General features: G+C 65.6%; 23 protein-coding genes. 16 read left to right on the top strand and 7 right to left on the bottom strand.

The window, feature by feature from the left end; translation table 11 throughout:
- Positions 1 to 26 precede the first annotated feature (26 nt).
- The 9 genes from metH (at position 27) to hisG (ending at position 11,374) form a co-directional block, all read left to right on the top strand.
- Positions 27 to 3,623 carry a methionine synthase gene (gene metH, locus ACL02S_RS03275; protein ID WP_412800744.1) on the top strand — a complete coding sequence of 1,199 codons (3,597 nt, stop codon included), beginning with the start codon at positions 27 to 29 and terminating at the stop codon, positions 3,621 to 3,623.
- 69 nt (positions 3,624 to 3,692) lie between these two features.
- Complete coding sequence (locus ACL02S_RS03270) at positions 3,693 to 3,977, top strand: hypothetical protein (RefSeq protein ID WP_412800743.1); 285 nt, start codon at positions 3,693 to 3,695, stop codon at positions 3,975 to 3,977.
- A gap of 42 nt (positions 3,978 to 4,019) precedes the next feature.
- Positions 4,020 to 5,657 carry a serine/threonine-protein kinase gene (locus ACL02S_RS03265; RefSeq protein WP_412800742.1) on the top strand — a complete coding sequence of 546 codons (1,638 nt, stop codon included), beginning with the start codon at positions 4,020 to 4,022 and terminating at the stop codon, positions 5,655 to 5,657.
- A gap of 43 nt (positions 5,658 to 5,700) precedes the next feature.
- Positions 5,701 to 6,456, top strand: a complete 756-nt coding sequence (locus tag ACL02S_RS03260; RefSeq protein ID WP_412800741.1) for an HAD family hydrolase — start codon at positions 5,701 to 5,703, stop codon at positions 6,454 to 6,456.
- A gap of 83 nt (positions 6,457 to 6,539) precedes the next feature.
- On the top strand, positions 6,540 to 7,403 hold the full coding sequence (locus tag ACL02S_RS03255; protein ID WP_412800740.1) for a HalD/BesD family halogenase: 864 nt from the start codon (positions 6,540 to 6,542) through the stop codon (positions 7,401 to 7,403).
- A 44-nt stretch (positions 7,404 to 7,447) separates the two neighbouring features.
- Positions 7,448 to 8,290, top strand: coding sequence for a class I SAM-dependent methyltransferase (locus tag ACL02S_RS03250; protein ID WP_412800739.1), 843 nt, complete (start codon positions 7,448 to 7,450; stop codon positions 8,288 to 8,290).
- Entirely contained in the window at positions 8,287 to 10,101 is a 1,815-nt protein-coding gene (locus tag ACL02S_RS03245) for a choline/carnitine O-acyltransferase (protein WP_412800738.1), read from the top strand. The genes ACL02S_RS03250 and ACL02S_RS03245 overlap by 4 nt, the downstream gene beginning before the upstream one ends.
- Positions 10,102 to 10,200: 99 nt before the next feature.
- Complete coding sequence (locus tag ACL02S_RS03240; protein ID WP_412801089.1) at positions 10,201 to 10,482, top strand: phosphoribosyl-ATP diphosphatase; 282 nt, start codon at positions 10,201 to 10,203, stop codon at positions 10,480 to 10,482.
- 40 nt (positions 10,483 to 10,522) lie between these two features.
- Entirely contained in the window at positions 10,523 to 11,374 is an 852-nt protein-coding gene (hisG, locus tag ACL02S_RS03235) for an ATP phosphoribosyltransferase (protein ID WP_412800737.1), read from the top strand.
- A gap of 174 nt (positions 11,375 to 11,548) precedes the next feature.
- Here hisG and ACL02S_RS03230 read toward each other — a convergent pair whose 3' ends face one another.
- Positions 11,549 to 12,352, bottom strand: a complete 804-nt coding sequence (locus ACL02S_RS03230) for a RecB family exonuclease (protein WP_412800736.1) — start codon at positions 12,350 to 12,352, stop codon at positions 11,549 to 11,551.
- On the opposite strand from ACL02S_RS03230, the gene ACL02S_RS03225 reads away from it, so the two are divergent.
- Together ACL02S_RS03225 and ACL02S_RS03220 are read left to right on the top strand one after the other, a co-directional pair.
- Positions 12,342 to 12,533, top strand: coding sequence for a hypothetical protein (locus ACL02S_RS03225; RefSeq protein WP_412800735.1), 192 nt, complete (start codon positions 12,342 to 12,344; stop codon positions 12,531 to 12,533). The two genes, ACL02S_RS03230 and ACL02S_RS03225, sit on opposite strands and share 11 nt — an antisense overlap.
- Positions 12,530 to 13,363, top strand: coding sequence for a tRNA (adenine-N1)-methyltransferase (locus ACL02S_RS03220; RefSeq protein WP_412800734.1), 834 nt, complete (start codon positions 12,530 to 12,532; stop codon positions 13,361 to 13,363). The genes ACL02S_RS03225 and ACL02S_RS03220 overlap by 4 nt, the downstream gene beginning before the upstream one ends.
- A gap of 49 nt (positions 13,364 to 13,412) precedes the next feature.
- Here the strand turns inward: ACL02S_RS03220 and ACL02S_RS03215 are convergent, their stop codons facing one another.
- Positions 13,413 to 13,958, bottom strand: coding sequence for a WKL family lipoprotein (locus ACL02S_RS03215; protein WP_412800733.1), 546 nt, complete (start codon positions 13,956 to 13,958; stop codon positions 13,413 to 13,415).
- Between the two features lie 191 nt (positions 13,959 to 14,149).
- Here ACL02S_RS03215 and arc point away from each other — a divergent pair, with 191 nt between their 5' ends.
- On the top strand, positions 14,150 to 15,910 hold the full coding sequence (gene arc, locus ACL02S_RS03210; RefSeq protein WP_412800732.1) for a proteasome ATPase: 1,761 nt from the start codon (positions 14,150 to 14,152) through the stop codon (positions 15,908 to 15,910).
- 241 nt (positions 15,911 to 16,151) lie between these two features.
- Here arc and ACL02S_RS03205 read toward each other — a convergent pair whose 3' ends face one another.
- Entirely contained in the window at positions 16,152 to 17,429 is a 1,278-nt protein-coding gene (locus tag ACL02S_RS03205; protein ID WP_412800731.1) for an IPT/TIG domain-containing protein, read from the bottom strand.
- Positions 17,430 to 17,694: 265 nt separating this feature from the next.
- Positions 17,695 to 19,785 (bottom strand): acyltransferase family protein, encoded by a 2,091-nt coding sequence (locus ACL02S_RS03200; protein WP_412800730.1) that lies wholly within the window; start codon positions 19,783 to 19,785, stop codon positions 17,695 to 17,697.
- Positions 19,786 to 20,038: 253 nt separating this feature from the next.
- Between ACL02S_RS03200 and ACL02S_RS03195 the strand changes: the two genes are divergently transcribed.
- Both ACL02S_RS03195 and ACL02S_RS03190 read left to right on the top strand, forming a co-directional pair.
- The gene (locus ACL02S_RS03195) at positions 20,039 to 20,521 is read left to right on the top strand and encodes a cation:proton antiporter regulatory subunit (RefSeq protein WP_412800729.1); all 483 of its coding nucleotides are present in this window, start codon (positions 20,039 to 20,041) and stop codon (positions 20,519 to 20,521) included.
- A gap of 6 nt (positions 20,522 to 20,527) precedes the next feature.
- Positions 20,528 to 21,709: a cation:proton antiporter gene (locus tag ACL02S_RS03190; RefSeq protein WP_412800728.1), complete on the top strand. Its 1,182-nt coding sequence runs from the start codon at positions 20,528 to 20,530 to the stop codon at positions 21,707 to 21,709.
- Positions 21,710 to 21,747: 38 nt separating this feature from the next.
- On the opposite strand, the gene ACL02S_RS03185 is transcribed toward ACL02S_RS03190, so the two are convergent.
- The gene (locus ACL02S_RS03185; protein ID WP_412800727.1) at positions 21,748 to 22,479 is read right to left on the bottom strand and encodes a peptidylprolyl isomerase; all 732 of its coding nucleotides are present in this window, start codon (positions 22,477 to 22,479) and stop codon (positions 21,748 to 21,750) included.
- A 154-nt stretch (positions 22,480 to 22,633) separates the two neighbouring features.
- Between ACL02S_RS03185 and ACL02S_RS03180 the strand changes: the two genes are divergently transcribed.
- Positions 22,634 to 23,002 (top strand): arsenate reductase family protein, encoded by a 369-nt coding sequence (locus ACL02S_RS03180; RefSeq protein WP_412800726.1) that lies wholly within the window; start codon positions 22,634 to 22,636, stop codon positions 23,000 to 23,002.
- A 26-nt stretch (positions 23,003 to 23,028) separates the two neighbouring features.
- Here the strand turns inward: ACL02S_RS03180 and ACL02S_RS03175 are convergent, their stop codons facing one another.
- Positions 23,029 to 23,601, bottom strand: a complete 573-nt coding sequence (locus tag ACL02S_RS03175; RefSeq protein ID WP_412800725.1) for an NUDIX hydrolase — start codon at positions 23,599 to 23,601, stop codon at positions 23,029 to 23,031.
- A gap of 63 nt (positions 23,602 to 23,664) precedes the next feature.
- Between ACL02S_RS03175 and ACL02S_RS03170 the strand changes: the two genes are divergently transcribed.
- Positions 23,665 to 24,045: a nitroreductase family deazaflavin-dependent oxidoreductase gene (locus ACL02S_RS03170; protein ID WP_412800724.1), complete on the top strand. Its 381-nt coding sequence runs from the start codon at positions 23,665 to 23,667 to the stop codon at positions 24,043 to 24,045.
- Between the two features lie 14 nt (positions 24,046 to 24,059).
- On the opposite strand, the gene ACL02S_RS03165 is transcribed toward ACL02S_RS03170, so the two are convergent.
- Positions 24,060 to 25,271 carry a DUF418 domain-containing protein gene (locus tag ACL02S_RS03165; protein ID WP_412800723.1) on the bottom strand — a complete coding sequence of 404 codons (1,212 nt, stop codon included), beginning with the start codon at positions 25,269 to 25,271 and terminating at the stop codon, positions 24,060 to 24,062.
- Positions 25,272 to 25,313: the final 42 nt, after the last annotated feature.

Below are 25,313 nucleotides of genomic sequence, written 5' to 3'. Positions count from 1 at the left end.
CTCCCTCGCCCACTACCCTGGAGTGCATGTCTGCGCCCCTGCCTGCCGAGTTCGACACCACGCTTCTCGATACGCTGCGTCGCCGGGTGGTCATCGGCGATGGCGGGATGGGCACGATGCTGCAGGCCGCCGATCTGACCTTGGACGATTTCCGCGGGCTCGAGGGCTGTAACGAGATCCTCAACGACACCAGGCCGGATGTGCTGCGCGGTATTCACCGCGCCTATTTCGAAGCGGGCGCCGACGCGGTCGAGACCAATACTTTCGGCTGTAACCTGCCCAACCTCGCCGACTACGATATCGCCGATCGGATCCGGGATCTGTCCGAGCGCGGTACCAGGCTGGCCCGTGAGGTCGCCGACGAGATGGGCCCTTCCGCCGACGGCACACCACGGTATGTACTCGGCTCGATGGGGCCGGGTACCAAACTGCCCACCCTCGGCCATGCCGGCTTCGCCGAGCTACGAGACGCCTATACCGAGGCCGCGCTCGGCATGCTCGACGGCGGAGCCGACGCTGTTCTCGTCGAGACCTGCCAGGACCTGCTCCAGGTGAAGGCCGCGGTGACCGGCAGCAGGCGTGCGATGGCGATACTGGGCAGGCGGATCCCGATCATCACCCACGTCACCGTGGAGACCACCGGCACCATGTTGGTCGGCAGTGAGATCGGTGCGGCGCTCACCGCGTTGGAGCCGCTCGGCATCGATATGATCGGCCTGAACTGCGCGACCGGTCCGGACGAGATGAGCGAGCACCTGCGTCATCTGTCCCGGCACGCGCAGGTACCTGTCTCGGTGATGCCGAATGCCGGACTGCCGGTACTCGGCGCGGACGGCGCGGTCTACCCGCTCACCCCCGAGGAGCTGGCGGTCGCGCTGCGCGGATTCGTCACCGAGTTCGGCCTCGCCCTTGTCGGTGGCTGCTGCGGCACAACCCCGGAACACATTCGTCAGGTCACCGCCGCGGTGCGCGAGGTGGAACCGACCCTGCCGCCGCTCGCCGAGCGTCGCACTCCGGTGCACGAGCCGAGCGTATCCAGCATGTACACGGCGGTGCCGTTCGCGCAGGACGCCTCGGTCCTGATGATCGGTGAGCGGACGAACGCCAACGGCTCGAAGGCATTCCGGGAGGCCATGCTGGCCGGGGATTGGCAGAAATGCCTCGGCATCGCCAAGGATCAGACCAGGGACGGCGCGCATATGCTCGACCTGTGCGTCGACTATGTCGGCCGGGACGGCACCGAGGATATGGCGGAGCTGGCGGGCAGGCTGGCCACCGCATCGACTCTGCCGATCATGCTCGACTCCACCGAGACCGAGGTGCTGCGGGCAGGCCTGGAGCACCTCGGTGGGCGCTGCGCGGTGAACTCGGTGAACTACGAGGACGGCGACGGCCCCGACTCACGCTTCCAGCAGACCATGCGGCTGGTCGCCGAACACGGCGCCGCGGTGGTCGCGCTGACCATCGACGAGGAGGGCCAGGCCCGCACGGCGGCGACAAAGGTGGAGATCGCCGAGCGGCTGATCGCCGATATCACCGGTAACTGGGGATTGTCGGAGAGCGACATCATCATCGATACGCTCACCTTCACCCTCGGCACCGGTCAGGAGGAGTCGCGCCGCGACGGCTTGGAGACCATCGAGGCCATCCGTGAGCTGAAGCGCCGCCATCCGCGGGTACAGACCACGCTGGGCCTGTCCAATATCTCTTTCGGTCTGAACCCCGCGGCACGGCAGGTGCTCAACTCGGTGTTCATGCACGAATGCGTCGAGGCAGGCCTGGATTCCGCGATTGTGCATGCCTCGAAAATCCTGCCGATGAGCCGGATCCCGGACGAACAGCGCGAGACCGCGCTGGACCTGGTGTACGACCGCCGTGCCGAGGGCTACGACCCGTTGCAGAAGCTGATGGAGCTGTTCGAAGGGGTGTCGACCTCATCGTCCAAGGCGTCGCGGGCCGAGGAACTGGCCGCGCTACCACTGTTCGAGCGTCTGGAGCGGCGGATCGTCGATGGCGAGCGGGCGGGAATGGACGCCGACCTGGACGCGGCGATGGCCGAGGTGCCGCCGTTGCGGATCATCAACGAGACGTTGTTGTCGGGAATGAAGACGGTCGGCGAGCTGTTCGGGTCCGGCCAGATGCAGTTGCCGTTCGTCCTGCAGTCCGCCGAGGTGATGAAGGCCGCTGTCGCGTATCTGGAGCCGCATATGGAGGCCACCGACGACAGCGGCAAGGGCCGCATCGTGCTGGCCACGGTCAAGGGTGATGTGCACGATATCGGCAAGAACCTGGTCGACATCATCCTGTCCAACAACGGCTACGAGGTGGTCAATCTCGGTATCAAGCAACCGATCTCGACCATCCTCGACGCGGCGGTGGACAAGAAGGCCGATGTGATCGGGATGTCCGGCCTGCTGGTGAAGTCGACAGTGGTGATGAAGGAGAATCTGGAGGAGCTCAACACCAAGGGGGTCGCGGAGCAGTTCCCGGTGCTACTCGGCGGTGCGGCACTCACCCGCTCATATGTGGAGAACGATCTCACCGAGGTGTACGAAGGCGATGTGCGCTACGCGCGGGACGCGTTCGAAGGCCTCCGGCTGATGGACGACATCATGACGCGCAAGCGTGGTGGCGGGCCCGATCCGGACAGTCCGGAGGCCGTCGCCGAACAAGCCAAGGCGGCGGAGCGCAAGGCCAGGCATGAGCGGTCCAAGCGGATCGCCGCGCAGCGCCGGGCGGTCGAGGTGCCGGTCGAGGTGCCCGAGCGTTCCGATGTCGCGGCGAAGTTGCCGGTGCCGGTCCCGCCGTTCTGGGGCACCAGGGTGGTGAAGGGGCTCGCACTGCAGGAGTACTCGGGTCTGCTCGACGAGCGGGCGCTGTTCCTCGGCCAGTGGGGTCTGCGCGGGCAGCGCGGCGGTGACGGTCCAAGCTATGAGGAGCTGGTGGAGACCGAGGGGCGCCCGCGGTTGCGCACCTGGCTGGACCGGCTGAGCACCGAAGGGGTGTTGCAGCACGCCGCGGTGGTGTACGGCTATTTTCCCGCGGTATCCGAGGGGGACCAGGTCGTCGTGCTCACCGAACCGGATCCCGATGCGCCAGAACGCTACCGGTTCACTTTCCCGCGCCAGCAGCGCGACCGATTCTTGTGCATCGCCGATTTCATCCGGTCGCGGGCATACGCCAGGCAGACCGGTCAGGTGGATGTCCTGCCGTTCCAGCTGGTCACCATGGGGCAGCCGATAGCCGATTTCGCCAATGAGCTGTTCGCGGGGGACAACTACCGCGACTACCTCGAGGTACACGGCATCGGGGTCCAGCTCACCGAGGCACTCGCGGAGTACTGGCATCGACGGATCCGTGAGGAGTTGGTCCTCGACGGTCACGCGGTCGCCGAATCGGATCCGGCCGATGTCCTGGAGTACTTCAAGCTCGGCTACCGCGGCGCCCGTTACTCCTTCGGTTACGGCGCCTGCCCCGAACTGGAGGACCGGGCCAAGCTCGTGGACTTACTGGAAGCCGACCGTATCGGTGTGGTGCTGTCCGAGGAGCTGCAACTGCATCCTGAGCAATCCACCGACGCCTTCGTTCTGCTACATCCGGAAGCGAAGTACTTCAACGCTTGAACCGATGGACCACCGCGCGGAGGTCATGCCGCCGTTCCGGCAGTGTTCTGTTGTGTCAGAGGTCCTGTCGTGTCGCGGTTCTGCTATACCGTGATTCTGTTATGCGGTGGCTCCGCTGTGCTGTGGTTGCGTTACGACGTGGTTGCTCTACAACGTGATTTCGGTGATACCGACCGATTCGATCAGTTGTCCCGGCGTGGAAAGGTGGAAGCCGGTCGGGGGAGTGTGCCATTGTCGAAGGCGTTGTTACTGCATCCGGGGCAGTCGGCGGATGCGTTCGCGTCGCTGATTCCGGAAGCGAGCACCACGGCGCGTGCGTTTTCCGGATTCTCCGTGTGTGCGTGCCGAGTGTGAACGTCTGGGCGGGTACGGCAGGTACGTAGGAGGCACACCACCATGACGGCGGATCGATTGATCGCGGGACGATATCGGCTTACGGATCCGATCGGAACCGGTGCCATGGGAGTGGTCTGGCGGGCCACCGATGTACGTTTGCGGCGCACCGTCGCGGTCAAACAGGTGCTGCTCGTTCCAGGACTGTCCAAGTCGGCCGCATTGGAGGCGAAGCTGCGCGCCATGCGCGAGGGCCGGATCGCCGCGCGGCTGCATCATCCGAACGCCATCACGGTGTTCGATGTGGCCGAAGAGGACGGTCAGCCGTGGCTGGTCATGGAGTACCTGGACGCGCCGAGCCTGGCGGCCACCCTGGCGGGAAACCGCACCCTGCCACCGGTGCAGGTGGCCGAGATCGGTGTGCAGGCGGCGAGCGCCCTTGCCGCCGCACACGATGCGGGTATCGTGCACCGGGATGTGAAACCGGCCAATCTGCTTGTCGCCGCGGACGGTACGGTGAAGATCACCGATTTCGGTATTTCCAGGGCTGTGGGTGACGTCACGGTCACCGCCACCGGATTTCTCGCCGGAACCCCTGCCTATCTGGCCCCGGAGGTGGCGCGCGGCGAGAATCCCGAACCCGCCTCCGATGTCTTCGCTCTCGGCTCGACGTTATACGAGGCGGTCCAGGGCACCCCACCGTTCGGCGCGGGGGACAATCCGCTGGCGATCCTGCACGCGGTGGCCAAAGCGGAGATCGAGCCGCCGGAGGCCGCTGGCGCGCTCGGGCCGGTGTTGATGCGTTTGCTGGCCCCGACCATCGATGCCAGGCCGACCATGCACGAAGCGAAGGCAGCACTGGAAGCCGTTGCGCAGGGCAAGGATCCGCATCTGCCACCTCCGGTGACCGCGGTGCTGCCCGCGCCCGGCGCGGGCAGTGCGACAACGGTCCTGCCACATCGAAGCGCTACCGTACCGGCAGGCAGCGTCGACGACAGCGCGGCAACGGAGGTGGTGTCCACTTCTGGGTCCGGTACGCCGCGATCGGTTTCCGCGCACCGCGTTCCTTCCTCGTCAGGTCCGGTCGCTTCCGGCTCCGGCAGCGCGTCCGGCTCCCGGCGTGGCCTCGTGCTCGCGGTGGCCGCCGCGACGGTAGCCGGGGTGCTGGTCCTGGCCGGAGTCCTCGCATCGAGGATCTCCGGAGAGCGCGACCAGAGCGTGGCTACGGCAGGGTCGGTCGCGATATCGAGTGCGGCCATCGGGGAACCACCGCCTCCGGAGCAGGTTCCTGAGCAGGCCACTCCGGTGCCCGCGCCTGCGCAGGTACCGGCGAACCCCGTACCGGAGGCCGTATCGCTCCCACCGGTGATCGATACCACAACCGCCCCGCCGGGTCCGCCGGCGCCGAGCCGGATCGCCTCTTTCATCCGTAGCTACTACGGTATGCTGCCCGGCAATGTGTCCGGCGCCTGGACTCAGTTGTCTCCCGGATACCAGGCGCGGACCGGCTACGGCTCCTATACGGGCTTCTGGGGCACGATTCGCGCGGTACGGGTGGACTCGGTCGAGCAGAATGGGCCGAACCGGGCGGTGGTCGGGCTGACCTATACCTCGAGGAACGGTGTGCAGACCTCGGAGTACCGATGGATCGAGGTCACCGGAAGCAGCGCCGCGCTGACCATCGCCGCATCGGGCATCTAGGGTATCGGGCATTCAGGCCGACCGGACAGGAGATCCACCGAACGTGACCGCGCGACTGGCCGGTGTGCTCTGGGATATGGACGGCACGTTGTTGGACTCGGAGAAACTCTGGGATATCGCGGTGCGTGAGCTGGCGCGGGCGCACGGTCGCGAGATGACCGACGCGGTTCGGCACGCACTGATCGGCGCCTCCGGTCCGAATGCTTTGCGGATCATGTTCACCGGTCTCGGCATCGAACCACAGCCGGAGTCGCTACGGGTGGCTGGAGAGTTCCTGGAGCAGCGGGTGACCGAGTTGATGACCGGTCCCATTCCCTGGCGGCCCGGCGCCGCGGAGGCGCTGGCGATGGTTCGCGCGGCAGGTCTGCCCAGCGCATTGGTTACCAATACCAAGCGATCGCTGGCGGATTTCGGGCTCGATACGTTGGGGCGCCACTTTTTCGACGTCTCGGTGTGCGGCGACGAGGTGGCGCACGGCAAGCCGGAGCCCGATTCCTATCTACGCGCTGCCGAGCTGCTCGGATTGCAAGCGGAACACTGTGTCGCGGTGGAGGATTCGCTCACCGGAGTCCGTGCGGCACAGGCCGCGGGATGTGCGGTACTCGTGGTTCCTTGCGAGATCGCGGTGCCGGAGGCGCCGGGGCGGATGTTCCGCGATTCACTGACAGGGCTTACTCTCGGTGATCTCGAGCACATATTCCGTGGCAGCGCCGGGGGCGGCCGGGTCGTCGAGGCGATCGGCTCCGGCGCTGGTAACGGCTTTCATTCGGCTAGAGTCGCTGTGCCGCAAAGGGAATGAGCTAGCACCGAGGGGTGTGCTGGATTGTCGGAAATATCGCCGAATCTCGGGCGTGTCGGCAAGCGCTGCACCAAAATGACGCCATGGCAGCATTCGGCGTACTCGACGAGATCGTAGATACCGCACGGTATCCCCTCGCGGATCCGGATGGTTCCGACGTGCGCGAGGTAGTGCGCCGCGCCCGCGCGGAACTGGCCGATAGCGGTTGTACCGTACTGCGTGGTTTCATCCGGCCCGAACTCACCGAGACGCTGCGGGCGCAGGGGGAGCGGATGGCTCCGCATGCGTACTACGAGGTCGAGCAGGTCAACGCTTACAACATCCCGCTGGACGCGGAACTGCCGCAGGATCATCCGGCCCGGATCGTGCTCATGCGGGGTAATGCTTTCGTCCCGCGCGATCGCATCCCGGCCGATGCGCTGATCCACCAGCTCTATGTCGACGAACTGTTCCAGCGATTCGTCGCCCGGTGTTTCGAGTTACCGGAGTTGCACGAGTTCGCCGATCCGCTTGCCGGACTGTGTCTCAACGTCGTGGCGCCGGACATGTCACATCCTTGGCATTTCGACACCAACGAATTCACCGTCTCGATGCTGACCCAGCCCGCGGAGGCCGGTGGTGTCTTCGAGTACTGCCCTAATATCCGCACTCCCGAGGTCGAGAATTTCGACGATGTCCGTGCGGTGCTGACCGGCTCCGGCGAGCGGTTCATCCAGCGGCTCGAGCTGCTGCCGGGGGACCTGCAACTGTTCCGCGGCCGATTCTCGTTGCACCGCGTCTCCCCGGTCAGCGGTGCGCGCCAGCGTCATTCGGCCATTTTTGCTTATACCGATCGTCCCGGAGTCGTCGGGACGGTGGAGCGCACCCGGCAGTTGTTCGGCCGCGTGCTACCCGATCATCTCGCCGCCGCGGCCGACGTCGTCCGGGGTGATCGACTACTCGATTGAGCCGAACGGCTCGACTGACCGTGCTCGACCCGAGAGGACCGACAGTGCCAGTGCCGTTAGACACCACCGGGAAAGCGTCTTTCGACGATATCTACGATCGCCCCGATCCACGCGCCTACTACGCGCGTATGTCCAGCCTCGGCTATCGCATTCCGGAGCTGGCGAAGCCGATATTGCAGCAGCAGATCCGGGAATACCGTGCCTCGGCGCGTACCGAGACCCCGACCGTACTCGATATCGGCTGCTCGTACGGTGTGAACGCCGCATTACTGCGTTCCGATACGACGATCGACGAACTGGCCGAGCATTACGCCGCCGCCGCCGACGATGCCGATCGCGCCGAGCTGATCCGGCGCGATCGAGCGCTCCTCGCGGCCCGTACCACCTCCGACCACATCCGTTTCCTCGGTATGGACGCCGCGGGCCCTGCTCTCGATTACGGGTACGAGGCCGGTTTCCTGCACGATGTGGTGCACGCCGATCTGGAGTCGAGCGAGCCGTCCGACGAACAGCGCGCCTTGCTCGCCACCGCGGATCTGGTCGTCTCCACCGGCTGCATCGGCTATGTCACCGAGAAAACCCTGACTCGCGTGGCCACGGCACACCCACGTAAGCGGCCATGGATGGCACACTTCGTATTACGCATGTTCGACTTCGATCCGATCGAGGCGGAACTCGCCGCGCTCGGCTACCGCACCGAGCGGGCACCGGGATTATACGCGCAGCGTAGGTTCGCCTCCGAGGCCGAGCGTGCGCGGGTGCTGAACACCCTGTCCGCTACTGGGGTCGACACCACTGGCAGAGAAGACCAGGGGTGGCTCTACGCCACCTTGTACGTGTCAAGGCCGTTGCCCAGACATCACACCGACACCGAGGATCCGCATTGACCGAACGCACCTTCGCCGCCGACGACCACCTGCCAAGGGTGCCCCTGCCGACGCTGGAGGACAGTTGTAGCCGGTTCCTGCAGTGGTGTGAGCCGCTGCTGACCGCCGAGGAACTCGTCGCCACCCGCGATGCGGTCGATGACCTGCTGCGCGCCGATAGTCCGGGCCGGGTCCTGCACGCGGCCCTCGCGGAGTACGACACGACGCCGGGAGTCGGCAGCTGGCTGGATCTGTTCTGGCCGTCGCGCTACCTGGGCAGGCGGGATCGGATCGCGTTGAACGCGAACTTCTTCTTCTTGTTCCGGGACGACACCCCGCTGGCCGCCTCCACCGATACCACCCAGGTGGGTCGTGCCGCGGGCATTATCGCGGCCGCGGTCGACTACAAGCTGGCCCTCGACGAGGAAGCCGTCGCGCCGGTGGTCCAGCGCGGGCAGAAACTGTCGATGTGGCAGAACAAGTACCTGTTCTCCGAGACCAGGATTCCCGGTGTGGAACAGGACACGGTGCGAGTTCCCTATAGCGCCGAGTGGCCTGGACATTCGGAAGCCCGGCATATCGTGGTGTTCTTCCGCGGCAGTATGTTCCGGATGGACGTGATCGGCCCGTCCGGCGCACCGCATTCCCCGGAGGACCTCGCCGACGGGCTGCGTGCGGTGTTGAAAGCGGGTGCTCGTCCAGCGCGCACCGACACCACCGTGGGGCATCTCACCACCAAGGCCCGTGCGGAATGGGCGGTCAGCAGGCAACGCTTGCTGGAGGATCCGGAGAACGCCGCGGCCTTGGACACCATCGAAACCGCGCTGTTCGTGCTCTGCCTGGAGGACTTCGCGCCGCGCGACGAACTGCACGCCTGCGATCAGCTGCTGCACGGAGACAGTGCGAACCGGTGGTTCGACAAATCGGTGTCGTTCATCGTCTTCACCGACGGGCAGGCGGGTATCAACGTCGAACACTGCGGGTTGGACGGCACCACCATCCTGTCGTTCGTGGACACCCTGCTGGAAACGCCGGTATCCGACCACGCCGCCCGTGCCGGGGCACAGGCGCAGGGATTGCCCTCGGTCGAGCCGATCGAGTTCTTTCTCGACGCGCGACAGCGCAGCGATATCGGATCGGCAGGCGCCGCCTTCGCGCACTACGCGGCCCAGAACGCCACCCAGACCGTATCGTTTCCAGACTTCGGCACTGCCCGTGCCAAGCAGCTCGGTATCTCGCCGGACGCCTTCGCACAGCTGAGCTATCAGCTGGCCCATCGGCGCAGTACCGGGCGCACCGGCGCCACCTACGAGTCCATCGCGACCAGGCAGTACCGCAATGGACGCACCGAGGCGATGCGGGTTGTCACCCCCGAGATGATCGCCTTCGTGGATACGATGCAGGATCCGGATGCCGATACCGCCGCGAAGCTCACCGCGGCCAGGACGGCGGCGGCCGCGCATGTGCAACGGGCCAAGCAATGTCAGGCCGGGGAGGCGCCCGAACAGCATTTGTGGGAGCTGCAGTGGATCCAGCGCCGCCGCGGCGCGGAATTGGGTGTTACCGCACCGATCCCGCTCTACGACAGCCCCGGCTGGACGATCATGCGTGACGACTATCTGAGCACCAGCTCCGCGCCCTCGGCGAATATCCGCTACTTCGGTTTCGGTTCCACCAGCCCCCGGTGTATCGGTATCGCTTACGTCCTGCTGCCCGACCGCTGGAACATCTACCTGGCCACGCCGAAGGCGGTGGCAGGCCAGATGCATGCGTTCGCCGAGCAACTGCATACAGCGGTAGCGGAGCTGGCGGCGCTGCTCACGGAGAACTAGCCGCAGCCGCTCGGTTCTCGCGTATCCGGGGCGGGGCGGGAACCGAGCGGGCGGTGCCCGCGACCATCGGAGGCCGGGACAACCGGCCCATAGCCGGGTCTGAAACAATGGCTCCTCGTGAAGAACTTCGAATCCTTGTTCGCTGAGCTGCAGAAGCGTGCTGTCGATCGTCCGGAGGGCTCGGGAACCGTTGCCGCGCTGGACGCAGGCGTGCACAGCCAGGGTAAGAAGGTGCTGGAGGAAGCCGGCGAGGTGTGGCTGGCCGCCGAACACGAGAGCGACGAAGCGCTGGCCGAGGAGATCTCCCAGCTGTTGTATTGGGTACAGGTGCTGATGGTGGGCCGGGGGCTGGAGCTCGAAGACGTGTATCGACATCTGTGACGGCCGCCCGTTTCCCGATTCTTCGCTCGAAAGGACCCCCATGCTGCGCGTCGCAGTCCCCAATAAAGGCGCCCTGTCCCAATCCGCCGTCTCGATCCTCACCGAGGCGGGTTATCGCACGCGTACCGATTCGCGTGACCTGACCGTCCTCGATCCGGCCAATCAGGTGGAGTTCTTCTTCCTGCGGCCCAAGGACATCGCGATCTACGTCGGCTCAGGTGAACTCGACCTCGGGATCACCGGGCGTGATCTCGCGCTGGATTCCGGCGCACCGGTGCGGGAACGGCTCGCTCTCGGTTTCGGGCGCTCCACTTTCCGCTACGCGGCTCCGGCCGGACGGGAATGGAAGATCGAAGATCTTTACGATAAGCGCATCGCGACCTCCTATCCGAATCTGGTGCTGAGCGATCTGCGCGTCCGAGGTATCGAAGCCGAGGTGATCCGGCTGGACGGTGCGGTGGAGATCTCCATTCAGCTCGGCGTCGCCGACGCTATCGCCGATGTCGTTGGTTCCGGGCGCACCCTGCGCCAGCACAATCTGATCGCCTTCGGTGAATCGCTGTGCGATTCCGAGGGGGTGCTGCTCGAGGGGAAGGACGCAGACCAGAGCGATCGGGCCCGCAATCAGCTCGTCGCCCGTATCCAGGGTGTGGTGTTCGCGCAGCAGTACGTGATGCTGGACTACGACTGCCCCAAGGGGTTGCTCGACGAGGCGTTCACCATTACTCCGGGGCTGGAGTCGCCGACGGTGGCGCCATTGGCCGATCCCGGGTGGATGGCCGTGCGCGCGCTCGTCCCGCGCAAACAGAGTAACGAGCTGATGGACAAGCTGGCCTACTTGGGTGCGAAAGCGATCTTGGCCACCGATATCCGCTCCTGCCGCGCTTTCTGATCGGCGGTCGATCCGCCCGTGCCGTGGCACGGGCGGATCGGTGCGTGTTCGTGTATGCGGCATCCATGCCGCAGCGTTTCAACAGGTGGGAAGCCTGTGATGTGGGTGGAGCACAGTTCTGCGGGTGTGCTGTGTGCCAGGAACCAGCGCGGGGCTGGACGGTGTGCCCGCGGTTCACTCGGATGCGGTCTCTGCCGACGGCGTGTCCTGCCTTCGGCCGCTGGTCGGCCAACCCGGGTAGGGCGGCGGTGTGCCGCCGAACGCCGGGCACAGTGGCTTGTAGTCGCAGTAGGAGCACAGCCTGCTGGTATTCGGTGGGAAAACCCCGGTGCGGCCGGCTTCCAGGATGGCGGCCCACAACGCCGACAAGGTGCGCTCGAAGCGCAGCAACTCCCGCTCGTCCGGGGTGTAGGTGAGGATCTGCTCGTCGGCCAGGTAGATCAATCGCAACTGGGCGGGTACCAGGCCGCGGGTGCGCAGCATCATCAGTGCGTAGAACTTCAGCTGGAACAGTGCCGTGGTCTCGTAGTCCGGTCCAGGCACCCGGCCGGTCTTGTAGTCCACGATGCGCAGCGCGCCGGTCGGGGCGATATCGATCCGGTCGACGAATCCGCGCAGTGGCGCGCCGTCTTCGAGTTCGGTCTCCACGCGTACCTCGCATGATTCCGGATCGAACCGGGTCGGATCTTCCAGGCGGTAGTAGCGCCGCACCAGCGTCCGCACCTCGTGGAGAAACGGATCGAGCTGCTGATCGGTGATCAGCCCGGCGACCTCCGGCTGCCCGTCGCGCACCCGAGCCCACGCCGCGGGCACCAGTGCGTCGGCGCGTTCGGGCAGGCGCTCGGCCGCGGGGAGCCCATAGAGATCCTCCAACACCGCGTGCACCACTGTGCCACGCACCGCGCGCCGGGATGGTGGCTCCGGAATCCGGTCGATCGCCCGGAATCGGTATTTCAACGGACATTGTTTGAAATCCATTGCCCTGGAGGGTGACAGTGCGGGCCGGGTGCTGCTCGCCGCTGTGGCGGACTCCGGCGTCCTCGGGTTGTCGGCAGGGGGCGTTGACGCGGGCGAGCACATACCTGGCAGGCTATCCGGCGGCACCGACACGCCGGTGCGCGGCAAATACGGATTCGGACATCGGAGCGGAGATTCATGACGGCCAGACGGACGGGGCCTTTCACCATCGGCGATCGGGTGCAGCTGACCGATGCCAAAGGGCGCTTGTACACGGTGGTCCTCGAGCCTGGTAAGGAATTCCACACCCATCGCGGCGGGATCAAGCACGACAACCTGATCGGCGCCGATGAGGGGAGCGTGGTGCATTCCACCAACGGCACGCCGTACCTCGCACTGCGCCCGCTGCTGATCGACTACGTGCTGTCCATGCCGCGTGGCGCCGCGGTGATCTATCCGAAGGATGCCGCGCAGATCGTGCACGAGGGCGATATCTTCCCCGGCGCGCGCGTGCTGGAGGCAGGCGCCGGTTCCGGTGCGCTCACCTGCTCGCTGCTCCGCGCGGTCGGGCCGCAGGGGCAGGTTGTGTCCTACGAAATTCGCGCGGACCACGCCGAGCACGCGGTACGCAATGTGGAGACCTTCTTCGGTGAACGGCCGGACAACTGGTCGCTGACCGTCGGCGATGTGGCCGATCACACCGGTGAGCCGGTCGACCGAGTGGTGCTGGACATGCTCGCGCCCTGGGACGCACTGCCCACCGTGTCCAAGGTGCTCGTACCCGGTGGCGTCCTGATCGTCTACGTCGCCACCGTCACCCAGTTGTCGAAGGTGGTGGAGGCGCTGCGGGAGCAGGAGTGCTGGACCGAGCCCCGCTCCTGGGAATCATTGGTGCGGCCATGGCATGTGGTTGGGCTCGCGGTGCGCCCGGAGCACCGTATGCAGGGCCATACCGCTTTCCTCGTCAGCGCGCGCAGGCTTGCCGAGGGTACGGTCACCCCTAAGCCGCAGCGCAGGCCGTCGAAGGGCTGAGCGGGGCTCGGAGGGTGACCGTAGTCGCCCCTGATCGGGTGTGCCCGGTTCAGGCCGGAGCGCAGGGTGCTTTCGCGAAGCCGAGCAGCAAGCAGCCGCTGGCATCGGACAGCTTCCAGGTACCGTCGACGTTCTCCCAGCTCATCGGTACAGCAGGTGCGGCGCCGTGCGGAGATTCGATGGTCACCCGCGCGTTCGCGGTGCTGCCCTGAGTGGTGATGTCGGTGACCGTGAAGCTGAGCGGATAGCCCTGCAGGCCCGCGTTCATCTGGTCGATGTTCGCGGTGCGCTGCTCGCCGTCGACGATCAGCGCGGTCTTCGCCTCGGTGGATACGGCCGGATCGGTGAGTTCGGTCAGTATCGCGCGCAAGGTCTCGCCGGTCGGTTCGTCTGCCGCCTGGTCGGTGCTGCTCGAAGTGGTGGCGGTTGCGCTTGCGGAGGTAGAGCTCGCCGCGGCGGAGGTCGCGGAAGTGGCGGTCGCGGTGCCTGTCTCGCTGGTGTCGCCGGTATTGTTCTCGGAGCCACATGCCACCAGTCCACCGGAAAGGGCCAGCGTCGCCGCGACAGTGATAAGAGGAACGCGCAGTCTTCTCATGGGTGAGAGCATCCGCAGCAACCTTTCGGTTCGGTTGGCGAGCAAGCCCGCCACAGTCGGGTTAGGGCAGGCTAACATGGTGCTCCGGCCGGTGATCGCGGCGCAGATGTGATCACGAAGAAACCATGTCGGAAAGCGAGAACGGATCGCGCCCGGTAGCGTTGATAGACCGGGACTGGGAGGAGCAGCACATGAGCCCCATCGAGAATTCGGATTCGGCGGCCTGGAGAGAGCTCGAGGCGGTACGTGCCGAGGCCGCTGCACTCCGGAGGCAACTCGCCGACTCGCCGGATCGGGCACGGGAACTCGAAGCCCGCATCGATTCGCTGACCATTCGCAATACCAAGCTGATGGATACCCTCAAGGAAGCGCGGCAGCAGCTGGTCGCGTTGCGTGAAGAGGTCGATCGGCTGGGTCAGCCGCCGAGCGGATACGGCATTCTGATCGGCGTGTACGACGACCAGTCGGTCGATGTGTTCACATCGGGTCGCAAGATGCGGTTGACGTGTTCGCCGAATATCGATACCTCGACGCTCGAGTACGGCCAGACCGTCCGCCTCAACGAGGCGCTCACGGTCGTCGAGGCCGGACACTACGATTCGGTCGGCGAGATCGGTACCCTGCGGGAAATTCTCGATGACGGCCGTCGCGCCCTCGTTGTCGGGCATGCCGATGAGGAGCGCGTGGTGTGGCTGGCCGGTCCGCTGGCCAAGGTCGCCGAGATGGACGATCTGGACGATCCCGATTCCCCGATCCGCAAACTGCGCCCCGGCGACTCGCTGCTGGTGGACACGAAGGCCGGATTCGCGTTCGAACGTATCCCCAAGGCCGAGGTCGAGGATCTGGTGCTGGAAGAGGTTCCTGATGTCGGCTACAGCGATATCGGTGGTCTCGGCAGGCAGATCGAGCAGATCCGGGACGCGGTGGAACTACCGTTCCTGCACAAGGAGCTCTTCCGGGAGTACGCATTGCGCCCGCCGAAGGGTGTGCTGCTCTACGGTCCGCCCGGCTGCGGTAAAACGCTCATCGCCAAGGCGGTGGCCAACTCACTGGCCAAGAAGATCGCCGAGGCGCGTGGTGAGGATGCCAAGGAAGCCAAGTCCTTCTTCCTCAACATCAAGGGCCCCGAGCTGCTGAACAAATTCGTCGGCGAGACCGAGCGACATATCCGGATCATCTTCCAGCGTGCGCGGGAGAAGGCGTCCGAGGGCACTCCGGTGATCGTGTTCTTCGACGAGATGGACTCGATCTTCCGTACCCGCGGTTCCGGCGTCTCCTCGGATGTGGAGACCACGGTGGTACCGCAGTTGCTCTCGGAGATCGACGGCGTCGAGGGCTTGGAGAACGTGATCGTGATCGGCGCCTCCAACCGCGAGGACATGATCGATCCGGCCATCCTGCGTCCGGGCAGGCTCGATGTGAAGATCAAGATCGAGCGGCCGGACGCGGAGTCGGCACAGGATATCTTCTCGAAGTACCTCACCGAGCAGTTGCCGCTGCACGATGACGATCTGGCCGAGTTCGGTGGCGACAAGGGGCTGTGCATCCGTGCGATGATCGAACGGGTTGTCGACCGGATGTACGCCGAGAGCGAGGACAATCGCTTCCTCGAAGTCACCTACGCCAACGGTGACAAAGAGGTGCTGTACTTCAAGGACTTCAACTCCGGTGCCATGATCCAGAACATCGTGGACCGCTCCAAGAAGTACGCCATCAAATCGGTACTCGACACCGGTAACCCCGGCCTGCGCATCCAGCATCTCTACGATTCGATCGTGGACGAGTTCTCCGAGAACGAGGACCTGCCCAACACCACGAATCCCGATGACTGGGCTCGTATCTCGGGTAAGAAGGGTGAGCGGATCGTCTACATCCGCACGCTGGTCACCGGGAAGAACGCCAGCGCGAGCCGCGCCATCGACACCGAGTCGAACACCGGTCAGTACCTCTGAGAAGTACATATCGCGAACGGTCGCGTCCGCCTCGGCGGCGCGGCCGTTCGGTCTTCCAGGGGGCGGCTGTCTGAGCACCGCTGAGGTCAGGGTTGTATCGCCGGTGCGATCTCGGCGAGTGCCCATGTAACTGTGTCCGCCACCTCGACGGCACCGGGCCATCCGTCCCGCTGTATCGGCTGTGGATCTGCTGGGGCTTTCGGTGGTCGATACCGCAGAGTTCGCGGTCGGGGCCATCGGCTCACGTCGTGATGCCGAATGCGCCGGTGGGGCTGGTGGCGAGCACGGTGGGAGTGGCGGTGCCGGTGATCGGCGCCGAGACCACCTGACCGGTACCCGAGTTGGCGATGAACAGGGTGTTACCGGAGACGGTGATCCCCGAAGGGAATGCCAGACCGGTCACCAGAGGAGTCGGTGTGCCACCGGTGACCGGCACCGTCGATACCTGATTGGCTCCGAACTCGCAGATATAGAGGAGGTCACCGACCCGGACGAGATCAAAGGGAGTACTCAGACCGGTTGCCAGCAGGGTCGGTGTGCCACCGACCTGCGGCACCGAGTACACAGTGCCGGGGAATGCGCCATCGGTGGAGAACAGCAGGCCACCGTAGGTGTAGGGCAGGGGGTTGCTGGTGCTGTGCAGCAGGGCGGTGACCGTGACATCGACGGTGCCGGTGCCGGGTGGGGCGATGGCGTTGATCTGGGTGTCGGAGACGATGGTGAAGGTGGTCGCTGTCGCACCGAACGTCACGGTCAATGGACCGGCGCCGGTGAACCCGCTCCCGGCGATCTGCACTGTGTTGCCGCCGGACGGGGGACCGAAACTCGGGTTGAGCGAGGTGAGTGCCGGTGCCGCCAGGGCAGGCGCTGATAGTGCGATCACCGATTGTGTCGGCGATCCATCGGTGATCCCGGATACGCCGGTGGGGCTGGTGGCGAGCACGGTGGGGGTGGCGGTGCCGGTGATCGGCGCCGAGACCACCTGACCGGTACCCGAATCGGCGATGAACAAGGTGTCATCGGAGACGGTGATTCCTCTGGGGAGCGACAGACCCGTCACCAGGACGGTCGGTGTACCGCCGATGATCGGCACCGTCGACACCCGACCGGCTCCGAACTCACAGAGGTAGAGGAGGTCACCGACCTGGACGAGACCTATGGGAAGGTTCAGGCTGGTCGACAGCAGGGTTGGGGTGCCACCGGTTTGCGGCACCGAGTACACATGGCCGGGGAAGCCCGCGTCGGTGATGAACAGCAGGCCGGAGCCGCCGTAGGTGTAGGGCAGTGCGTTGCTGGTGCCGTCCAGCAGGGCGGCGACGGTCACCTCGACGGTGCCGGTGCCGGGTGGGGCGATGGCGTTGATCCGGGTGTCGGAGACGATGGTGAAGGTGGTCGCTGTCGCACCGAACGTCACGGTCAATGGACCGGCGCCGGTGAACCCGCTCCCGGCGATCTGCACCGTGTTGCCGCCGGCCTGGGGACCGGAACTCGGGTCGAGTGAGGTGAGCACAGGCGCCATCGGGGCCTCCGGACAGTGAAAGAGGTTGTTCCTAAATGGATGTCAGCGTGGTCGCGACACCGCTATGTCCAGTAACCCACCAACAGCGGCGGTTCCGCAACGAATCCCCAGTCCGTTTTTGTCCGTTTTCATTCCGGGGCTGGATCTCCGATCGGCCGGTCATGCGGGCGACAGTGGTTACCCGACAACGGATATCGATATCCGCTGCTGGGTAACCAGATGTCCGGTGCCTGCGCTGCTGCGGTCGAACCGATTCGGCTGTGCCTCACCACCAGCCGAGGATCGGCGATAACTGTCTGCCGAGTTCCGGTGCGAGCGAGCGCGAGTAGCTGGCGGTGAGGTGGTGTTCGTCGTGATAGATCAGGACGTTGCCTTCGACGACCGCGCACACCTCGGGTTCGCACACCGCGTCGGTCAGGTCCAACGGGAAGACGTTGGGGAAGGCGCCGGTGAATTCGAGTGCGGGATTGACCTCGTTCAGCGCGGCCGTGCGTGGTATACCGCAGCTGATCCGATCGCCCTGTCCGGCGAGGCAGTCGATCGCCCGGTAACGCACGCCATCGCGGCGTAACCACGGGGTGTCGCGAATGGCGAGTACATTGAGCCCGCGCTCAGCCAGCTGAGACCATACGTCCAGATAGTCGGCAGGGGTTTCGTCACCGTCGCCGGACTGGGGGCGGGTCGCGGTGGTGAACACCCAATCCGGCTGATCCACACCGAGGCGGTCGATCACCTCAGCGGACCAGTCCCGGCAGTCCGGGATGGCTTTGCCTTTGTACATCGGTTCCGCCGCCACGGTCAGCGGGCAGCCCATCTTCAAATAGACGGTGATACGGAAGCCGTGCCTGCGCGCCAGCACATCGAGGGCGGGCACCCAGTGTTCGGCGTGTGAGCTGCCGACTACGGCGATGACGCGTTCTGCACTCGCATCGCCGTAGGTGCAGGTGATGACCTCACGGGTGTCCCAGTCCGCGATACACCCGTCGCGGACGGGATAGGCATTGTCCGCTGGCGCTTCGTACACCGTGGGACGCATCTGGGCCTGGGGCGTGCTCGCCCCACCGACCAGTGCTTCCGCGCCGGGGTAATACACCGGGTCGAGAGCGGTGATCGGTTGCGGTGGGTGCGTCCGATAGACGAGCTGCGCACCCACCGATACGGCGAGGACCGTGACACCGAGCACCGCGACCAGTCGAGCGGCGTGGCTGTCGCGGATCGAGGTCTGCTCTGGTGGCTGCCCGGCCCGCATGCGCAGCGGCTCCTCGATGAACCTGTTGGTCAGGTAGGCGAGCGCCAAGGACACTGCGATGACACCGACGCCGCCGAGGAATCCGGCGGTGGGGGTCTGGGTTCGGGCGAGAACGAAGATGAGGATCGGCCAGTGCCACAGGTACAACGCATAGGCCAGTTCACCGAGACGTACGGCGGCGGACGAGCCGAGGAGCTGGTTGGGGAGGGGCTGGGCGGTGGCGGGGAGATTGTTGCCCGCGATGATCAACGCGAGTGCGGCACCGACCGGAACCAATGCGGCAGGCCCGGGAAAGCGTTCGGCACCGTCGATCAGCCAGCCGCACATCAGCACCGTGGCTGTGCCGAGCACGGCCGCGATCACGCGCACCAGGCGTGGCGGGGACAGCCATGGTGCCGTGAGTGCCAGCAGTGCCCCGGCCAGTAGCTCCCAGGCGCGGGCGAAGCTGTCGTAGTAATTCCAGCCCTGCTGCACCGTGGTGCCGTATACGGCGTAGCCGAACGAGGCCGCCGCGGTCACCGTGAAGACGATCGCCAGGCTGGGGCGTAGTGCCGCAGGCCCGGCGAAACGACGGCACAATCGCACCGCCAATGCGATGGCCGCCAGTACGACCAGGTAGAACTGCATCTGTACGGCCATCGACCACAGATGCTGCAGGGGGCTAACGGACGGGTCGGCGGCCAGATAGTCCGACCAGGACAGTGCCAGGTACCAGTTCTGGTAGTACAGCAGTGACGCCAGCGTCTGTGCGGCGATCTCGCCCCATTGGGTGACCGGACGCAGGAGAATGGTCGCGACTATCACCGCGGCCAGTACCGTTACCAGGGCGGGGAGTAAACGGCGGGCGAGGCGGAGCGCGGTACGCCCGATTCGCACCGTGCCGGAGGATTCCGCGCCGCGTACCAGGGCGCCGGTGAAGAAGAATCCGGACAGGACCAAGAAGATGTCCACACCGCCCGAGACCCGGCCGAACCAGATGTGGAAGGCCACCACCAGCGCGATCGCCACTCCGCGCAGACCGTCCAGATCGTATCGGTACCCACCTGCGCCAGTGCGTGGCGAGGCTACTGTTACGGCTGTCGCTCCCGATCGCCCGAGTCGGCTCACCGCACGGGCGACCGTCACCGGGCCCGCGCGGTGTGGCCGGATCGGCAGCCGGAGGTGACGGCTGGGTGGCAGGTAGCTGTCCGAGACATGTCATCTCTCTTATCACGGGAGGTGAACCGCAGTCCAACGGGTGCTACGTGAATGAGGGAGAGCACATGCAGGCGACATGCCGACGCTGCCGCAAATTCGGTCAATACGGACAATTCGGTCAGTTGTCAGCAGGTGGGTGCTCACCGGTCGCTAGGGTGGTGTCGTGAATGTTGAGGTGACACCCCTGCCGGGTATTGGTGTGCGTAAGGAATTCCCATCGGTCAACACACGACGCCGGATCGGGGTCATCGATCGCCGCGACGGCACGATGGACCTGATCATGAGCAAGGCCGAGAACCCGGATGAGGCCGACCATATAGCGCTGTCGGGGAACGAGGCGGCGGTACTGGCCGGTCTACTCGGCGCGCCGCAGGTGGTCGAGCAACCGCGGGAAGAGCAACGCCAGTTCACCGACCTGATCACCCGGCAACTGTCCATCCTGGACCGATCCCGTTACGACGGGCGCAGGTTGGGGGACACACAGATGCGCACGCGGACCAAAGCCTCCATCGTCGCTGTGGTGCGCAGCGGGCAGACCCTTCCCTCTCCAGGGCCGGACTTCACCTTCACCGCCGGTGATGTGCTCATCGTCGTCGGCGCTGCCGAGAGCCTGGAAGCCGCCGCCAAGATCCTGCTGGATGGTTGATCGGCGATGGTGGCACATGAGACCGCGCTCGCGCTGATCCAGCTGGGCGCGGTATTTTTCGGCCTCGGCCTGCTCGGCCGGATCGCTGCGCGCATCGGTATGTCGCCGATCCCGCTGTACCTGGTCGGCGGACTGATATTCGGCACAGGGGGTCTGCTCGAGCTGGAGCAGGTCAACGACTTCATCCACCTGGCCAGCGAAATCGGCGTTGTCTTGTTGTTGCTGCTGCTCGGCCTGGAGTACAGCGCACCGGAATTGATCACCGGTATGCGCCGATCATGGGCCGCGGGTGTGCTGGACGTTGTGCTCAATGCCACGCCGGGGGTACTGGTCGCGCTCGCGCTCGGCTGGGGTTTCACCGGCGCCATCGCGATGGCCGGGGTCACCTATATCTCGTCCTCTGGCATCGTCGCGAAGGTGCTCAACGATTTGGGCAGGCTCGGTAACCGTGAGACACCGGTAGTCCTGTCCATTCTGGTTTTCGAGGACCTGGTGATGGCCGGATACCTGCCGGTGCTCACCGCGGTACTGGCCGGGGTCGGCTTCCTCGCCGGATTGAAGACGCTGAGCATCGCCTTGACCGCGGTCACGGTGGTACTGATCGTCGCGCTGCGCTATGGCCGCTATGTCTCCGCGATCGTCGACAGTGAGGATCGGGAGATCTTCCTGTTGAAACTGCTCGGCTCCGCGCTGCTGGTGGCCGGGGTCGCCTCCGCGGTGCAGGTATCCGCGGCGGTCGGCGCGTTCCTGCTCGGTATCGCGATCTCGGATTCGACCGCGCGCAATGCCACCAAACTCCTGGAACCGCTGCGCGATCTGTTCGCCGCGCTGTTCTTCGTGCTGTTCGGCCTGAGCACCGACCCGGCGACTATTCCACCGGTACTCGGCTGGGCCTGCCTGCTGGCTGTGGTCACGACGGTGACCAAGGTAGCCACCGGATGGTGGGCGGCCAAACGAGCAGGCGCGGGCAGGTACGGTCGGGCGCGGGCGGGCACAGCCCTGGTCGCGCACGGCGAGTTCTCGATAGTCATCGCGGGTCTCGCGGTATCCGCGGGTGCCGTTCCCGGGGAGTTCGCCGCCTTGGCCACTACCTACGTGCTGTTGATGGCGATCCTCGGCCCAGTAGCCAGCCGGTTCGTCGAGCCGGTCCTCACCCTGGCGCGGCGTCATCGCGTCGGGGTGTCCTGACCGGCGCTGATCGGTGCCGGCCAGGACCTTCGGGAAAATCAGTCACGCACAGTGGTCACGGAATCGAGCACGACCCCGGCAGCGGGCGTACCGTCGGTCAGGCCCCCGTCGACGCCGGCGGTGGCAATGGACTCCAGGACGTCCATCCCCGCGGTGACCCGGCCGAACGGAGTGTAGTTCGGCGAGAGCTGAGTATCGCGATACACCAGGAAGAATTGACTGCCATTGGTGTCGGGGCCCGCATTCGCCATCGCGACAGTGCCCGCCGGATAGACGGCGCCGGTCAGGTTCTCGTCTGGGAAGCTATAGCCGGGACCACCTCTGCCGGTTCCGGTCGGGTCGCCACACTGCAGGACGTAGATGCCCGCGGTGGTCATCCGGTGGCACGGCGTGTGGTCGTAGTACTGCTCCCCGGCCAGGAATACGAACGAGTTGACCGTACGGGGTGCGTGTGCCGCGTCCAGCGCGATGGTCACTGTGCCGCAGTTCGTGGTGAGGGTCGCTGTGTACTCGGCGTCCGCGGCGATGGTCATGCCGGGCTCGGTCGGCCATTGCTTATCGTTCGGCTTGCCGGGGGCAGGTGCGGCGCAGGTGGTCATGGCCTGTTCCGGTACGGCCTCAGGAGTCGCTGCTTCAGCGCAGCCCCCGGTCACCGCGGGGGTTGCGCCGAGGGCGAGGACGCTGAGGATCCGCAGCGTTCGCCGCGCTATGCCACGGCGGCCGACACGCAGGCTGCCGACGAGTGCGCGCGCCTGTACTTCGCTGCTCACTGCTGGGAATCTCCTTTATTCGGGTTACGCACCGGATGATGCTGCGCGAATCATCTCACCGTGCCGACCGTAGTGCGGGCAGCCGGTCCGCACCGTCTATCGCAGTCGCTATGGGTGCGGCGGGCCGGTCGGTACGTCTCGGTACTCTGCGTACATGACATCCGGGCAGACCGAGATCTGGCACAACCCGCGCTGCAGCAAGAGCCGCTGCGCCACGACGTTCCTCGACGAAGCCGGTATCCCTTATACCGTGCGGAAGTATCTGGATCAGCCACCGAGCGTCGCAGAACTCCGCGATGTGTTGCGGCGGCTCGGCGCAGAGCCTTGGGATATCACCCGCACCGGAGAGCAGATCGCGAAGGATCTGGGTATGGCGGAGTGGGCGCGTACCGCCGCGGAGCGGGAACGATGGCTCGAGGCACTGGTCCAGTATCCGAAGCTGATCCAGCGTCCGATCGTGTTGACCGCCGCGGGCGGCGCGGTGGTCGCGCGGGACGAGGCCGCCCTGCGCACACTGCGATAACGGCCACGCCCGGCGTGCTCGGGCTGTCAGCCGGTCTGCCGTAGCAAGCCGGGAATCAGCAGCCTGGTGTCCGGGACGAATGGCCAGCCGGGGTCGGCCAGATGCGCGCGTAACTCCTCGTCGGTCCACCACCAGCCGTCGGCGATCTCCTCGGCTTGGTGGCGGACCGGCCCGTCGTAGCGCAGTTCGTAGGCGAACAAATGGCAGCGAATCGGCTGGTTCTGCCATTCGCCGTCCCAGGAGAACGTCGTCAGCAGTCGCGGTGACGGATCGGCTGCGCTCGGCCTGACGCTCAATTCCTCGGCCAGTTCGCGCAGGGCGGTAACGCGCGGCGATTCCCCCGGTGCGACCACACCGCCAGCCAGACAGTCGTGCATACCAGCGAAGACCAGTTTGGTGTCGGTGCGACGGTGTACATAGATCCGTGCACCATCACGCGAGCGCAGGAGCACACCGGCGCTCGCGTGCCACAATCCCTCGCGATAGACCGTGCCCCGCTCGGCAGCGCCTATCGGGTTCCCGTCCGAGTCGTACAGCGCGATCGGTTCGTTACTCGGATCGCCGGGATACGGCGAGTCACGATGCGGTGACACGGACATTGGTCGAGAGTAACCGAGGACAACACAGATATCCCAGGTCACCCGCAGAGAGGACCGCCGCCCATGGTGCTTCCGCGCGCACTGGCGAATTTCAACCGACATATCACCAATCCGGCCGCAGGCGTGCTCGCGGGCCGGGCACCCGGTTTCGGCATCGTGGTGCACCGGGGCCGGAAGTCCGGGCGGTCCTACCGGACACCGGTCATGGTCTTCACGCAGGATGGGACCTACCGCATCGCGCTGACCTATGGCCGGAACGTCGACTGGGTCAAGAATATCCGCGCTGCGGGTGGTTTCACCCTGGAGACCAGAGGGCGGGTCGTCGAGTTGACCGATCCGGTCGTGCGGCACGACCCAGCCGCGGACTGGGCGCCATGGAGTGTCCGGCAGGCGTTGAAGGCGATCTCGGCCGAATATTATGTCGAGTCCCGCCCGGTGGGGTGAACCGGGCGTGGTCGTCATCGCCCCTTGGTCAGAGCCAGATAGCCGGCCTGCCACAACCACTCGACAGGTCCCCGCGGGTATCGGCGCAACCACAGGTGTGCGCTCACCGCGATGAGCACCGACACCAGCAGATACATACCGATGGTGAAGGGGACACGATCGTCCGGTGCGACCCGTGCCGCGAGGCCGAAACCCCAGCCGTAGCACAAGACCGAGGCCAGCAGATTCTGCAGGATATAGCAGCTGAGCGCGGTACGGCCGATTTCGCTGAGCCTGCGGCCGATGAACCCGGCCTGTTGGCGCCGTACGTACCATTCCGCGACCGCCGACAGTATGCCGAGGGCGACGAACGGAGCGCTGCCGTAGCGCGTGAACAGGATGAGGTCACCACCGACCGCGATACCGGCGAGCAGATCGATCGGTGCCGCGATCCCTAACCCGATGATCATGAGCCGGATACGCAGGCGTGTGCCGCCGGGCTCGAATATGCCCGCGCGCAAGAGCCGCGCACCGAGCAGGAACAACGCGATCGACATCGCGAACACGAAAACAGGCTCGACCCGGAACAAGCCCGCGTTGGTGAGGCGGAATACCACCAGATCCCAGAACGAGCCCTCCGCATAAGGATTCGGTTGCAGCGGCGTTCGTGTTGCCTGACTCTGTTGTGGCTCAACGGCAATAGCGAGCGCGATCAGTGTCATCATGGCTATGTGCACGCCTGCCGCGCCGATCAGCCAGCGCCGCTGTACCGGTTCGCTGGTGGCCAGGATGAACGCGACGACGAGGCCGGTCACCGCGTACCCCATCAGTACATCGAACTCGGCGATGAACAGGAAGTTCAGCAGGCCATCGAGAAACAGCAAACCCGCCCGCCATGGATACGTTCCCGGCCAGTTCCGTCCGGCCGTGCTCGCTGAGCGTTGCTGGATGGCCAGTCCGATGCCGAACATGATGGTGAGCAGGCCGAGGAATTTGCCCTGCGCCACCTGTTGCAGTACCCGCTCGGTCCACATCCATTCGCCGGTCGACCTGCCCAGGTCGTAGAGGTAGCCGATCATCCCTTCCGGGTTGGTCAGGATCCAGATATTGGTGCCGAGGGTGCCGAGAATCGCGATACCACGGAGTACGTCCAGCGCGATGAGCCGGGACGGTCGCGGTACCGGTGGTGCTGTCGCCGGGTGGCTTCCTGCCGTCTCCGCCCGCCGATCGGTGCTCTCTTCGACCATCTCCCGACTATCGCGCAGACCTGCGTCGTGCGGCGTCCTCCG

Source organism: Nocardia spongicola, assembly GCF_047200775.1.
Taxonomy (GTDB): domain Bacteria; phylum Actinomycetota; class Actinomycetes; order Mycobacteriales; family Mycobacteriaceae; genus Nocardia.
This window is presented reverse-complemented; position numbering and strand designations above follow the sequence as displayed.